The organism is Janibacter sp. FSL W8-0316 (assembly GCF_038004165.1).
Lineage (GTDB): Bacteria > Actinomycetota > Actinomycetes > Actinomycetales > Dermatophilaceae > Janibacter > Janibacter indicus.
Map to the genome: position 1 here is coordinate 922904 of NZ_JBBOQX010000001.1, position 13837 is coordinate 936740.

The 13837-nt window shown below is 70.5% G+C and carries 13 protein-coding genes and 2 tRNA genes; 5 read left to right on the forward strand and 10 right to left on the reverse strand.

Going from position 1 to position 13837, the window contains the following annotated elements; translation table 11 throughout:
• Positions 1–99: 99 nt before the first annotated feature.
• From NYE39_RS04500 to NYE39_RS04510, 3 genes are all read right to left on the reverse strand, one after another.
• Positions 100–837 (reverse strand): Rid family hydrolase, encoded by a 738-nt coding sequence (locus NYE39_RS04500; RefSeq protein ID WP_341011927.1) that lies wholly within the window; start codon positions 835–837, stop codon positions 100–102.
• Positions 834–2393 (reverse strand): flavin monoamine oxidase family protein, encoded by a 1560-nt coding sequence (locus tag NYE39_RS04505; protein WP_072624869.1) that lies wholly within the window; start codon positions 2391–2393, stop codon positions 834–836. Before NYE39_RS04505 ends, NYE39_RS04500 begins: the two co-directional genes overlap by 4 nt.
• Before the next feature lie 319 nt (positions 2394–2712).
• A complete protein-coding gene (locus tag NYE39_RS04510) occupies positions 2713–3225 on the reverse strand; it encodes a DUF3145 domain-containing protein (protein WP_072624870.1) in 513 nt (170 codons plus the stop codon).
• 642 nt (positions 3226–3867) lie between these two features.
• Between NYE39_RS04510 and NYE39_RS04515 the strand changes: the two genes are divergently transcribed.
• From NYE39_RS04515 to NYE39_RS04530, 4 genes are all read left to right on the forward strand, one after another.
• Positions 3868–5853, forward strand: coding sequence for an MBL fold metallo-hydrolase (locus NYE39_RS04515; RefSeq protein WP_341011928.1), 1986 nt, complete (start codon positions 3868–3870; stop codon positions 5851–5853).
• A 100-nt stretch (positions 5854–5953) separates the two neighbouring features.
• Positions 5954–6030: transfer RNA gene (locus NYE39_RS04520), tRNA-Ile, on the forward strand.
• Positions 6031–6143: 113 nt separating this feature from the next.
• Positions 6144–6719: an AMIN-like domain-containing (lipo)protein gene (locus NYE39_RS04525; protein WP_072624872.1), complete on the forward strand. Its 576-nt coding sequence runs from the start codon at positions 6144–6146 to the stop codon at positions 6717–6719.
• A 110-nt stretch (positions 6720–6829) separates the two neighbouring features.
• Positions 6830–7501, forward strand: coding sequence for a hypothetical protein (locus NYE39_RS04530; protein WP_072624873.1), 672 nt, complete (start codon positions 6830–6832; stop codon positions 7499–7501).
• Positions 7502–7519: 18 nt separating this feature from the next.
• Here the strand turns inward: NYE39_RS04530 and NYE39_RS04535 are convergent, their stop codons facing one another.
• From NYE39_RS04535 to NYE39_RS04545, 3 genes are read right to left on the reverse strand one after another with little or no spacing between them, the layout of a single operon-like run.
• The gene (locus NYE39_RS04535; RefSeq protein ID WP_072626244.1) at positions 7520–8053 is read right to left on the reverse strand and encodes a glycine cleavage system protein R; all 534 of its coding nucleotides are present in this window, start codon (positions 8051–8053) and stop codon (positions 7520–7522) included.
• Between the two features lie 42 nt (positions 8054–8095).
• On the reverse strand, positions 8096–8560 hold the full coding sequence (locus NYE39_RS04540) for a hypothetical protein (RefSeq protein WP_072624874.1): 465 nt from the start codon (positions 8558–8560) through the stop codon (positions 8096–8098).
• Entirely contained in the window at positions 8557–8907 is a 351-nt protein-coding gene (locus NYE39_RS04545) for a hypothetical protein (RefSeq protein ID WP_072624875.1), read from the reverse strand. The genes NYE39_RS04540 and NYE39_RS04545 overlap by 4 nt, the downstream gene beginning before the upstream one ends.
• A gap of 299 nt (positions 8908–9206) precedes the next feature.
• Between NYE39_RS04545 and NYE39_RS04550 the strand changes: the two genes are divergently transcribed.
• Positions 9207–10160, forward strand: a complete 954-nt coding sequence (locus tag NYE39_RS04550; protein WP_341011929.1) for a transporter substrate-binding domain-containing protein — start codon at positions 9207–9209, stop codon at positions 10158–10160.
• Between the two features lie 51 nt (positions 10161–10211).
• On the opposite strand, the gene NYE39_RS04555 is transcribed toward NYE39_RS04550, so the two are convergent.
• From NYE39_RS04555 to dnaG, 4 genes are all read right to left on the reverse strand, one after another.
• A tRNA-Asn gene (locus NYE39_RS04555) sits at positions 10212–10287 on the reverse strand.
• Between the two features lie 63 nt (positions 10288–10350).
• Positions 10351–11349, reverse strand: coding sequence for an isopenicillin N synthase family dioxygenase (locus NYE39_RS04560; RefSeq protein WP_341011930.1), 999 nt, complete (start codon positions 11347–11349; stop codon positions 10351–10353).
• Entirely contained in the window at positions 11349–11861 is a 513-nt protein-coding gene (locus NYE39_RS04565; protein ID WP_341011931.1) for a hypothetical protein, read from the reverse strand. The genes NYE39_RS04560 and NYE39_RS04565 overlap by 1 nt, the downstream gene beginning before the upstream one ends.
• A complete protein-coding gene (gene dnaG, locus NYE39_RS04570) occupies positions 11858–13780 on the reverse strand; it encodes a DNA primase (RefSeq protein ID WP_341011932.1) in 1923 nt (640 codons plus the stop codon). The genes NYE39_RS04565 and dnaG overlap by 4 nt, the downstream gene beginning before the upstream one ends.
• Positions 13781–13837: the final 57 nt, after the last annotated feature.

Sequence of the window (13837 nt, forward strand, 5' to 3'; positions counted from 1 at the left end):
CGAGACGGTCGAAGGGAGGGGACGCGCCACCCGCGCGTCCCCTCCCTTCGTCATGCCGATGGTCCCGTCACGCCACGTGACGGCACCTCCGGGGCCGGGTCACTTCTTGCCCTTGCCCTTGGGGTAGGCGGCGGTCACCTCGACCTCGACGAGCCAGCCCTGGACCGGCAGGTTCTCCACCTCGACCGCGAAGCGCGACGGGCGGGCGGAGTTGGTGACGATCGGGTTCTTCGGTGCGGCAGTGCCCATCGAGACCGGGATCGGCTTGCCCGTGGAGAGGCTGGTGTTGGCGAAGTACTGGCGGTAGGCCCGGTTCCAGCCGTTGAAGTCGGCCGTCTCGGCGCCCTTCGGGTTGGACAGGAAGACGCGCATCGTCGTGACGTCGTCGTAGTCCAGACCGGCCCGCTCGAGGTTGTCGCCGATGGCCTCGAGCACGTTGAGCCCCTGCGCCTCGGTGACCGTCACACCCTGCGGCAGGTTGCCGCCGGGGAAGGTCGCCGCGTCGATGTAGCGCTCGGCGGACCCGGCCGGAGCGCTCGGGTTGGCGGAGGTCGGACCGAGGCCGCTCGCCTGGTACGTCGAGAGGTTGGAGCCGAGCGCGACGCCGTCGGCGATCATCGGGTTGTCCTGACCGGCCGGCAGGACGCGGGTGTACTCGGTCGGCTTCGGCGGGCCGACGGCCTTGAAGGTCGCGGCCCCAGCGGGGAGACCGACGGCGAGACCGCAGACGGTGGCGATGGCGATGGTGGTGCGACGACGCATGGTGGTGCCCTTCGTGGTGGTGTGGCGGTGCTGTGCAGGGGTGGTGCCGGTGCGGGGGGTGTGGATCGGGGTCACGAGGTGACCCTCGTGTGGATCGCCGCAACCGCGGCGCGGGCCGAGGTCATCGCCCCGTGCTGCCAGGCGATGGCGTGCGAGAGGTGGTCACCGGCGAAGTGGACGCGGCCGCTCGGCTCGAGGAGCTTGGCGTAGGGGGTGCCGGGGCCCTGGCCGTCGGGCCAGCTGACCCACGCGCCCTCGATGTGCGGCACGCTCATCCAGTCGACGGAGAAGGCCGACTGCACGCCCTCGGCGTAGGTCGGACCGAAGATCTCCGCGCCCTGGGCGACGGCCTTGGCCTGGCGGGCGGCCGGCGAGAGCTTGCCGTAGGTGCGGGCGGAGGCACCGGTGTTGTAGTAGCCGATGACGACGCCGCCGTCGCCCTGGAAGCCGTGCGAGGGGAACCACATGTTGGCCAGCTCGTTGGAGGAGTTGGTGATGCCGCCGTAGAGGTCGTGGTCCTGCTCCCACCAGCGTCGCGAGTACTCGATGCCGATCTTGCCGGCGTCACTCACGCTGGCCGACTTCATGGCCGCGACGACGTCCTTGGGCAGGTTCGAGCTGATCCTGGCGGTGATGTGCGGGGGCATCGCGGCGACGCAGTAATCGGCCTTGATGCGGCGGGTGCCGCCCTTGGTCCGGTAGGCCACCTCGACGCCGTCGGCCGAGGTGCGGATGTCGGTGACGACGGCCCGGTAGGTGATGTTGCCCTTGCTGACGGCCTTTTCCAGGGCGTAGGCGATGCGGTCCATGCCCCCGACGGGCTGGAACATCATCATCGACTGGTCCCAGCTGAGCTCGAAGGGGAAGTAGTTGCCGATGCCGCTCAGCAGCACGTCGCTCATCGACCACGGGTCGAGCGGGACGCCCGCCTGCAGGCCTTCGGCCGGCTCCTCGGAGTAGCCTCGCCGACCGCCTCCGGTGTACGCGTAGCTGCTGTTGAGGCCACCGAGACCGGTGAGCAGGCGCAGCAGCGCGGTCTTCTCGGCCGAGGACAGGCTCGAGTCGAGGGAGCCTGACGTCGTCGCCTTGGCGAGCAGCTCGCTGATGTAGCCCAGGACGTCGGACTTGGCCGCCCGGTGCTTGATCCGCTCACCGTCGAGCGCCGTGCCGGGGCGCCAGAGGTACGCCTCGGCGTTGACGTTGACGAAGGGCTCGATGGCCACGCCGAGCTCGCGGCAGTAGTCGAGGGTGACGTGGTGCTGCGGGATCCGGCCGGGGCCGGCGTTCATGTACTCCCCGCGGGAGAAGGACGCCCGCTGCGTGCGTCCTTGGGTGTCCGTCGCGCTCGTGCCGCCGCGGACGGTCCAGTTGCGTCCGCCGGGCCGGTCCATGGCCTCGAGGACCGTGACGTCGTAGCCGCCCTTGCGCAGCTCGTAGGCCGCGGTCAGGCCCGCGATCCCGCCGCCGAGCACGACGACCTTGGTCCCCTTGCCCCGCGACCCGCTGAGCGGGGTGAAGTCGGGGGTCTCGACGGCGTGGGCGGGCGAGCCGACGGCGGCGGTGAGGGCGGCCAAGCCAGCGGTGAGCCCGCCTGCCTGCAGGACGGTACGACGTGAGGTCGAGTCGATCATCAGCACTCCTGTGGTTGGGTGCGATGACGCTATGGAGGGCGTGTTTCGTGGTCTCGCGCAACGGGTTTCGTCACGGTCACGTGGACGGGTGGTGTGTGAATCACCTGTGAATCCATCGCGCTACCGAGAGGTCACGTCACGGAGCCGCTCCCCCGGTCCCGGAGGCAGCTATCTCCCGCTCCCTGAGGCATATCTCCCGCTCCCTGAGGAAGGTCGCTCAGCGACCGCCTCGAAGGGCGCCTCGAAGGGCAGCACGAAGGGGGCTGCGCCAAGGAGGGTGCGCAGCCCCCTTCGTGCATGGGGCGGTGGTGGGTGCCGGTCAGCCGACCTTGTGCAACCAGCGGACGGGGGCACCGTCGCCGGCGTGCCTGAAGGGCTCGAGCTCGGCATCCCAGGCGTCGCCGAGGAGCTCGCCGAGCATGTCCTCGACGGCTTCGCCGGCGCCCTGGGCGAGGGTCATGACCTCACGCAGGCGGTTTTCGTGGAGGACAACGTCGCCGGACGCGCTGATCGTGGCGTGGTGGATGCCGAGCGTGGGCGTGTGGCTCCAGCGGGAGCCGTCGAGGCCCGGCGTCGGCTCTTCGGTGACCTCGTAGCGCACGTTGTCCCAGCCGCGCAGGGCGGAGGCGAGCTTGGCGCCGGTGCCGGGCTCTCCGGTCCAGGAGAACTCGGCACGCTTGAGCGACCGGCCGAGCTGCTGCTCGGTCCAGTCGAGGGTGACGGACTGCCCCAGCACGGACTCGAGCGCCCACGTGATGTGGGGGCACAGGGCCGTCGGGGTGCTGTGGATGAACACCACACCTCGAGTGGTGACGCGCTTACCTGCAGACATCCTGATCCTCCTTGAGTGCGATGGACGTCTTCCCCAACGCCAGGCACTTCCGTGGGACCGAACGGCTGCTGCGCGATGACTCTGCGGCGTGCTGCTCGAGCGATATGTGCACGCGAACGTGCTTGTGCGGCCATTGTGCCCCAACTACCACAGGAGCACCAGCCCTCACCCTGGCCACTCCCTCATCACCCTCTGCTCTTCGATCCAGGGGTCTGCCGCTCGCCGCCACCATTCGCACAGGGCATCGGACCATGCCTGATCGGCCTTGGACGGCAGCGACGCGCCGGCCATAGCGTCATGGCACCGTCACTCCACCACCGGGACGCCGTCACCCTGCTGCGTCGTGCCAGGTGCCACCCCAATGCCGGACCGCCGTCCGTTGATCCGTGCTGCCGTCCTGGGGCCCCGCGAATCACAACGAGGTGATCGAAGTGTTCAGACATTCCGTGGCCGCTGCGTCGACAGTGGCTCTCATCGCTCTGGGGAGCGGACAGCTCGCCCAGGCCACGCAAGAAGCTCCCCCACCCGGCCGAGGCAAGACCTCCGTCGAGGTGGGCTTCGTCGTCGGTGCACCCACCACGGTGGGCGACGGCTCGCAGACCCGGGTGAGTGCCGGTCCTCACCGACGGTCGGCGCACGAGCGTGCGCACCGAACAGATCTCCTCCGAGGAGGCGGCCGAGATCAGCTCGACGCTGGCGGCGGGAACGTTGGTCGACTTCGAGGTGCGCGGAGGCGAGGTCGTCGTCCCGAGCGCTCCCCGAGAGACCTTCCACGCCGCCCTGACGAAGGGGGACAACGCCGTTTTCGACATGCAGGAGTACGGCCCCGAGCTGGCACCGCGCGGCGGCAAGCCCGGCAACAGCGTCGCCGCGGGCTGGGTCTACGACAAGAGCTCCTCGAGCCTCACCGTCGGCGACGGCCGCCAGGTCACCCACGACATGGCCGGACGTGCCCTCCCTTCGCCACGGGCCCGCTACGAGGAGACCTACCGGGTCGCCAAGGACGCCAACATCTACGAGGTTGACACCGAGGACTGGTCGGTGTCCAAGCCCGCGACGCTGGCCGACGTGCCCGTGACCCCGGACCACGACTACACGACGACGCAGCGCCAGCAGGTCTTCGTCGTCTTCGATCGCGCGCACACCCACGCCAAGCAGGCCAAGGTGACCGACGTCTTCTACTTCACGCCCTCGGACACCTCAGACGGCAAGCCGGTCTGGGACGTGCCGACCAAGAGCGACCTGCTGGGCGACAAGGGCACCGACCCCGTGTCCGGTGAGCGCTACCAGGACATCAACGCCACCGGGGTCACCACCGCGCCCTACACGCGCAGCACCGAGCCCTTCAACATCGTCCCCGAGACCTTCCACTACGTCGGCGACAACGAGGTCTCGCTCTACCTCTTCGACGCGGACATGGGCACGAAGAGCCCGAAGGACGACCAGCTGGTGCTGGTCGACAGTGGCTGGCCGAACAGCGGTTACCAGTACTGGAAGAACATCGAAGCCATGGGGTACGACCCTCGTGACGTCGACGTGGTGGTCATGCCGCACGGTCACCTCGACCACTACGGCACGACGATGGAGCTCGTGACGATGATCGAGAACTCCGGGGGCAGCGTCCAGCTGCTGTCCCCACGTGAGGACGTCAACGGCTTGGCTCAGGACGCCGCCGGCAACACGTGGAACCTGCCGCCGGCGCTCCCCGCGTCCGAGTCGGAGATTCGCGAGCGCACCGACTTCATCGAGTACGACACGTGGATGGACTTCGGCAACGTGCGGATGCTCCCCCTGTGGTCTCCCGGCCACACGCCCGGCTCGACCTCCTTCGTCTTCGACGTCGAGGACCCCGGATCGGGCGAGCGACTCACCTTCGGCTACATGGGCGGATACGGCTGGAGCCCCAAGACGGTCACGGCGACCAACGGGTGGCAGCGACTGGGCTTCGCCCACAACCTCGCCTGGCTCCAGCAGCGATGGGGCGACGTGGACTACGCGGCGCCTCAGCACGCCAACCAGTTCCCGCTCGTCGACATCAACCAGGCGCTCGTGGCCTACAACAACGACCCTGCCAATGCCGACGACCAGCTGACGACGCTCGACGGGCTCACCACCGACGAGTTCACCAACCAGTTGGAGAAGCGCTACGCCGTGGCGACGAACAAGGTCTCCGACGAGCAGCCGGGCTACCAGTCCATCGAGGCCTACGGCCCCTTCAAGCCGGGTCGCGAAGAGGGCGTCACCGATGCCGAGGTCACGCTCGTCGACGGTGGTCGGGTCATCCAGGGCTACGACCGGGCCATGAACGTCAACCCTAAGATCCCACTGCTCGCCGACGGTGTGGAGATTGCGCTCGACGGGCACGTCCATGACCCGCAAGGCTGGTACGTGCAGTTCGAGCTCGACGTCGACGACTCCTACGCGGGCTTCCTCCCGGGAGTGGGACCCGTCGAGTCGATCCGGCCCGAGGCGACGGAGATCCTGCGCACCCAGCGCTTCGGCTCCCGGGCCGAGGCCGAGGCCGTGCTCAGCACGGTGCAAGCGGGGGGCACCTACCGCGTGGACCTCACGAAGGCCAGTGCGATCGTCATCCCGCAGGACGGATCGCCGGTCCTCGAGGAGGACTGACCACTCGGGCTGGTGCCGGGGCGAGAGCACCCCGGCACCATCCCGCTGTCGAGCCGGGTCGATCCGACGGGGTAACCTCACGCCGTCGCCCTCGGGCGAAGGGGCTATAGCTCAGTCGGTCAGAGCAGCGGACTCATAATCCGTCGGTCCTGGGTTCAAGCCCCAGTGGCCCCACCATGCCGCCAACGAGCCGTTCGGCGACAGCCTCTCGCGTGACTCCACTCCCGGGAGGATCCTTGGTGGATCGCGGCGACACCGGAGCCGCCGCCCGATCAGGGGATGTGGGCACCATGAGCAGGACCATAAAGGCGCGGCTTGCGGCCGCGACGTGTGCGGCGGCGTTGACGGTCGCGGGAGGTGCCTTGGCGAGCGCGCCCGCCCAGGGATCGACCGGCGCCGCTGCGGCAGGCACCGCCTGCGCGACGGACTGGGGTTCGGGCGCCAAGAGCGCACCAACGATGTCGTGGTCGCAGATCACCAACGCGCGGGCGGGGCGACACGCGTGCTACGACCGCTTCGTCGTCGATCTGCGGGGCACGCTGCGCGGCTACGACGTGCGCTACGCCCCCGTCTACACCGAGGGGCAGGGCAAGCGGGTCTGGCTCAAGGGTGGAGCCGATCTGCGCGTCATCGTGCGCGGCCCGGCCTACGACAGCCGGGGACGAGCCACCTACAACCCCCGCTCGAAGCTCAACGCGGTTGACGTCACCGGCTTCCGGACCTTTCGCCAGATCGCCTTCGCGGGCAGCTTCGAGGGGCAGAGCACCTTCGGTGTCGGCACCCGCGCGCGCCTGCCGATGCGCGTCTTCATCATCAAGACCACGGGCGGGTCGCGCCTCGTCGTCGACGTCGCGCACACCTGGTGACAGCGAGGTGTGACATGGGTCTGGCGGTTGTCGGGGCCCGGCCCTAGTCTTCTCCTCGGTCGGGGGGCTGCCCCGCCACACTCCCTTCGCTCACCCGAGGTCATCCACCCATGCTCACGCGCGTCGCGGCCGCCGCCGCTCTCTCCCTCGTCCCCGTCGCGGTCACCGCGGTCCCCGCGCAGGCGGCCTACTCGTGCTCGGTCACCACGCCGAGCAAGGTGTCCGTCACCAGCCCTTACCGTGCGCTCACCGCGACCTACAGCGCTGGCTGCCTCCGCTACGCGGAGTCGGCCGCGTGGAGCGTCATCCACCCGACGCAGGGCTCCTTCGACTTCATCTACTACGACGGTTCGTCGTCCACCCAGACCATGGACTGGTACGACTGGAACCCCATCGGGACCTACACAGTCCGGCCGGAGGGCGCGTACGACTACAACTACAACGACATGACGCAGAACACCCGCAAGATGACGGTCAAGATCGGCGCCCGGCAGAGCATCAGCACCAGCCGGTCGGGCCGCTACGTCACGGTCAAGGGCACCTCGACGCGCTACTCGCGCACCTCGTACCCCAGCGGCTTCCGCGCCTGGCCGGGCACCAAGGTCGCCCTCCGGCAGAAGACCTGCTCCTCCTGCTCGTGGACGTGGGTCAAGTCCGGCACCACCGACCGCTACGGCCGGGTCACGCTCAAGGCCTACGCGTCGACCACCCGCTACTGGCAGCTCGCGACGGTCGACACCAGCACCACCTGGGGCCGAGCCTCGACGTCCGCGCGCCGCTGAGCCCGGGGGACCGGGCCCTCAGTCCTCGTCGTCGTGGGGGCTGAGGGTCAGGTCGACCATGATCTCGGTGGCCAGGCGCTCGAGGTCACCCTGCACGGCGTCGAGATCGGTGCCAGCCGGCACCGTCGCGACCGCGATCGCCTCGAAGAGCCGTCCGCCCGCCATGGGGGCGTCGCTCGTGGTGCTCACCAGCTCGGCGACGCTCAGCCCGTGCTGTGCGAGCACACCGGAGACGGCACCGACGATGCCGGGCCGGTCGTTGCCGAGCAGCTCGACGCGCACCTCCTGGCCGCTCTCGACGAGGTCCTCGGCGACCGTCGCGTCGTGCACCGCGACGTCGAGCAGCCCGTGGAGCGGCTCGAGTGCCGCACGCAGGCCGTCCGCCCGCTCACCCGGCACCGTGACGACGACGATGCCGGCGAACTTGCCGGCGAGCTCGCTCAGGTGGCTGCGCTCCCAGTTGCCACCCTCCTGCTCGATGACGTCAGCCAGGGCCTTGACGAGGCCGGCACGGTCATTGCCGATGACGGAGAGGACGAGTGTCGTGGTCACCACGCCAGCCTAGCCACGCCGGCGATCCCGCGTCGGGGACGGTCACCGGGCGTCGTTCGTGATGACCAGCCACCACCCGGAGCCACTCCCCACGCGGTCGGCATCGCCCTCGGTGTGCAGGTAGAGCCGTCGTCCCACGCGCGCGTCGGTGACGGTGAGCATCGTGCGAGCAGAGCCCCCGGACGCACCGGCCGTGAGTCCGCGCCCGGCAGCGGCCTCGTCCGGGGTGACGATGATGGCGACCACCGGGTCGTAGGTGTGGGTCACGTTGATCCGGCCCTGACCATCGACCGATGCTCCCGTGAACCCCGCGCAGCCGCTCCCCTCCCGGTGATCGAGCACGGGCGCGCGGGCCGCCCCGTCCCACGCGACGTGACACGCGAGGACCCCGGTCTCGTCCGGCGCGAGTTCGTGCATGCGAGGCGCGAGCGTGGCGTAGGCGGTCGATGCTCCGGCGAGCACACCAGCTCCGGCCAGGGCCGCGGTGACGAAGGTCGCCCGCCTCACGACGCGGCCTTCACCGAGCCGAACCAGATGTTCGACGAGGAGCCCGCGGCGCGTCGGTAGTCGGTGGTCCGCGAGAGGTTGAGTCGGCGCTCGAGCTTGGTGTCGTAGAGAGTCATCGTCGCGTAGCTCGAGGTCCCGTCGACGCCGACCTGGATGCCGCGCCCGGCCAGCGTCTCGTCGGCCCCCGCGCTCAGCCCCACGACATCGGACGCCGCCGTGTAGCGCACACGCAGCCGGCCCATCGACGTGACATCGACGCTGCGGACGCCCACGCAGGTGTGCGTGGAGTTGGCGTGCAGCTCCGGCCCCGCGGTGTAGAGCCGGATGACGCAGCCACCGACACTCACCGACGACTGCGTCGGTGCGAGCTGTGGCGTCGCAACTCGTGCGGAGTTCGCCGCAGCTCCTCCGATGGTTCCCACCAGCAGCGCTGCGGTCACGACCGCAGCCCTCGTCGTCATCCCCATGATGTTCCTCCCCGTACTTCCGGCCGCCGTGCTGACACGACACAGGCAACCGCTCCCGGATGAAGTATGGATGAGACCGCGATGAAAGTGGCCTCATCCGTGCGCCCGACTCGGCGGACACCCCCTTCGCCCGCGGCCGCGGGCTGCGAGGATGGAGCCGTCCGACGAAGGGGGACGACGTGCGCCCGGTCCGAGCGCTGGCTGCCGCCGCCGTGGGAGCTGCCCTGCTCGCCGGGTGCCTCCGGCCGGTCGACGTCGCGCCGAGCACCACCGCCGAGCCGGCCGTGACCTCGACGGTCACGCCCTCGGGCACCGCATCCGCGTCGTCGCGCACCAGCCCCCACCGGACCGACCTGCCGCGTACCCTCCGGGTGGCGGTGTCCTTCGACCAGCCGGGCATCGGTCTGCGGCAAGGGAACTCGTACACGGGGCTGGACGTCGCCGTGGCCGAGCACATCGCGCGCTACCTCGGGATCCCACGCATCAGCTTCGTCGAGGCAGTGACCGACCAGCGGCGCACGCTGCTGGCGACCGGCCAGGTCGACCTCGTGCTCGCCGCCTACTCGATGACGCCCGAGCGGGCCGACGACGTGACCTTCGCCGGCCCCTACCTGACCACCGGGCAGGACCTGCTGGTCCCGGCACGCAGCCGGATCCGCTCCGTGGGGCAGCTGCAGGGGTCCACCCTGTGCAGCGTGCAGGGGTCTCGCTCGACCGACGAGCTCGTCGACGACCACCCGGGGCTGCACCTGACCGTCGAACCCAAGATCTCCGACTGTGTCGCCCTGCTGCGCGAGGGCACGGTCGACGCGGTGACGTCCGACGCGGCGGTGCTGCTCCCCTTCGTCCCTGGGTCGTCGGGTGCCGACCGCCTGCGGCTGGTCGGCCGGCCCTTCACCCGCGAGCGGTGGGGCGTGGCGATGCGCCGCGAGGACACTGCGCTGTGCGAGTACGTCAGCGACGCCCTGGCGGACATGGTCGAGACCGGCGCGTGGAAGCGCGCGGTCACTGACAACCTCGGCCCCGCCCGCAGCCTGCCGAGGGGCACCGCCACTCCCCCGACGCTCGTCGACTGCCCAGCCCCACTCGGCCCGAGCACACGCACCACCGGGCCCTCTCCGGCCTCGAGCTGAGCCCGGGCAGACCAGAGGCCCAGGTCCGTGCGGACGCTGGGCCTCTCGTGGTGGCTCCCCCGGTTGGACTCGAACCAACAACCCTCCGGTTAACAGCCGAATGCTCTGCCAATTGAGCTACAGGGGATCGCGCCGAAGCGCTGCGCCACCATAGCAAGAAGGTGGCCGGGATACGAAAACGGGGCGGCGGTCAGCCGGCGCCGCCCACGAGGTCGGCGTGGTGGCGGGCCGCGACGTCCGGGTGGGCCCGCAGCCGTGCCTTGAGGAGGTTGTCTCCGTAGCGCGCCGAGATGACGTTGGCGGCGTCCTGGGTGACCCCTCGCGCTCGCTCCGCGTACTCCGGACGAAGGGGGACGACCGGCGCCTCCGCGTCGAGAGCGGGGTTGAAGAAGAAGGGGATCGACAGCCGCTCCGAGCCCACGGCCGGTGCCGTCACCCGGTGCGAGGTGGCCCTCAGGTAGCCGTCGGTGACCGCCTCCATGAGCTCGCCGATGTTGACGACGAAGCAGTCGTCGGTCGGTGGCACGTCGATCCACCCGTCGTCGGTCTGGACCTGCAGGCCGGACTTGCCCGGCTCGATGAGCAGCAGGGTGAGGAAGCCGGGGTCCTTGTGGTCACCGACCCCTTGGGAGGTCTGCTCCGTCCCCGGGTAGCGCACGATCTTCAGCAGCGTCGACGCGTCGTCGAAGTTCGAGGTGAAGTGGTCTGCGGGAGCGCCGAGCGACAGCGCCCACTGCGCCATGAGGTCGCGGCCGATGGCCCCGAGCCGGTCGGTCCACGCCTCGATGACCGTGCGGAGCTCCGGCAGGGCCGCGGGCCACTGGTTGGGCCCGTCGAGCCGCAGGTAGGGCGGATCGACGTCGACCCGCAGCGGCCTCTCCGGGCCGATGTCGATCTGCTCGCGGTAGTCGACCTGGCCCTGGGTGAGCTCGCCGCCCAGGCGCGTCCAGCCGCGGAACTGCGCGCTGTTGGTCATCTCGATGGCGCGCTTGTCCTCCTCGGGAAGGGCGAAGAAGGCCCGTGCGGTCGCGAAGAGCTCGTCGATGACGGCACGGTCTATGCCATGCCGCAGATGGAAGAAGCCGACCTCGTGGGTCGCGACCCGCAGCTGCTCGCGGAAACGCTCGACGGCCTCGGGGCCGGCGTAGAGATCAGCCAGGTCGAGCACGGGCAGGGCGTCGTGGGACATCAGGCCTCCCTCCCGACCTGCTCGGCGAGTCGCTGCGCGACGGCCTCGGTCGCAGCGACGAGCTCGGGGTCGTCGGGGTCGCACCCGCGACCAACGATCGTCTGGGCGATCACCCGGTCGCTCGTGAGGTCCTTGCGCAGCACGACCCGGGCCCGTCGAGCACGGTCGAGGGTCACCTCCTCGACGAGCACGACGCTCGCCTGCACCCGCTCGTGGAAGGCGTCGGGGACGCCGCCGGGCTCGCTGAGGGTCCATGTGCCGGTCGGGCCGCCGTCGACCCAGGTCACGGTGAGCACATCGGTCCCGGGGTCCCACCGGCCGCGGTCGACGAGGTGCCACGGCCGCCCCTCGGCCAGCTTGCCGCCGGGCACGACGAGTCGGTGCGAGGTGATGACGACGACCTCGTCGCCGGCTGCCGCCGTCGCGAGAACCCGCTCACCGCGAGCGAGCTCGACGCCGTCTGGGACGGGCACCGCGCGTGCGCGCTGGCGCCGGGACCACATGGGGCTCACTGGGCCTCCTCACGCAGGGCAGCCCGCTGCCGCTGCAGGTCGTAGAGCGCCTGTCCCAGCTGACGGCGCTGGTCAGGGTCGGACTGCGGGTCGGTGTCGAGCTGCCGCAGGCGCGAGGTGGCCTCGGCGATCCGATGCTGCAGGGCCACCTCGCGGACCCGCACGAGGAGCGAGCGGGTGTAGTGCGGCGGCGGCAGACCGGTCGAGGAGTCGTGGACGACGGGCAGGGGTGCGACCGACAGCTCGGCGAGCAGCGCCGACGCCGCCAGGGGGGTCGCCTCGTCGACCCGCGCGTGCCACGCCGTCTGCGTCAGCCCCTCGACGAGTGGGCCCACGGAGCGGATCGCGTCGAAGACCGCCCGGTGGGCAGGCGCGGAGAAGCCCTGCGGGTCGACCTCGTCGAGGTCCTGCGAGGTGAAGAGGGAGGGGTGCTGGAGCATCGACTGGAGGAGCTGGCGCTCGGTGAGCACCACCGGGTCGCGCAGGTCGGGGGCGGGCACCCCGCCGGCCGCCTCGGCCGCCGTCGGCTCCGGGGCGTCGACCTGGGTGCGGTGCTCCCCCTTCGCCTCGTCGCGCGCCTGGATCCGCCCGGCACGGGTCACGGCCTCACGCATCTGCTCGACCTCGACCCCGACCCAGCCGGCGACGGTGCGCACGTACTCCGGGCGCAGGGCGCTGTCGCGGATGCTGTTGATGATCGGCGCGACCGCGCCCATCGCCCGCACCCGCCCCTCGGCGGTGTCGAGGTCGAAGCGGCCCAGCGTGGTGCGGACGGCGAACTCGAACATCGGCACCGCGTCGGCGACGAGCTCACGCACGGCGAGGTCACCCTCGCGCAGTCGCAGGTCGCACGGGTCCATGCCGTCCTTGGCCACGGCGACATAGCTCTGGCTGGCCCACTTGTCGTCCTGGGCGTAGGCCTTCATCGCGGCCTCCTGGCCCGCCTTGTCTCCGTCGAAGGTGAAGACGACCTTGGCCGGGGCCTGGTCGGCCTCGTCGCGCACGATGCGCCGCAGCACCTTGATGTGGTCGGCGCCGAAGGCCGTGCCGCACGTCGCGACCGCACCCTCGACCCCGGAGAGGTGGGCGGCCATGACGTCGGTGTAGCCCTCGACGACGACGGCCAGGCGCTCGTCGCGGATCGACTTCTTGGCCAGGTCGAGGCCGTAGAGGACGCTCGACTTCTTGTAGATCGGCGTCTCGGTGGTGTTGAGGTACTTGGCGCCGATGCGGTCGTTGTCCCACAGGCGGCGGGCACCGAAGCCGATGGTGTCGCCGGTGATGTCGCGGATCGGCCAGACGAGCCGGCCGCGGAAGCGGTCGTAGAGGCCCCGCGAGCCCTTGCCGCAGAGGCCACCGATGGTCAGCTCGTCGTCGGTGAAGCCCTTTGCACGCAGGTGCCTGGCCAGCTCCTCACCGCCGCGGGGCGCGTAGCCGATGCCGAAGAGCTTGGCCTCGGGCGAGGCAAAGCCCCTCTCCCGCAGGAAGTCCCGCCCGATGCGCGCCTCGGGCGACCCGAGCAGCCGCTCGTGGTAGAACTCCGCGGCGGCTCTGTGGGCCTCGAGCAGACGACCTCGCTTGCCCAGCCCCACGCCGTCGCGGGGGCCGCCGCCCTCCTCGTAGCGCAGCTCCATGCCGAGCTTGCCGGCGAGTCGCTCGACGGCCTCGGCAAAGGTCAGGTGGTCGATCTTTTGCACGAAGGAGATGACGTCGCCGCCCTCGCCGCAGCCGAAGCAGTGGTAGGCACCGACGGTCTCGCGCACGGTGAAGCTCGGCGTCTTTTCGTCGTGGAAGGGGCACAGACCCTTCATCGAGCCGATGCCGGCCGGGCGCAGGCTCACGTGCTCGCGGACGATGTCGGTGATCGACGAGCGCTCCTTGACCGCCTGCACGTCCTCGGCGCGGATCCGTCCCGCCACTGGCCACCTCGCTCCCACGTCGATCGTGGTCCCGAGTCTAGGTCGCGCCACCGACGC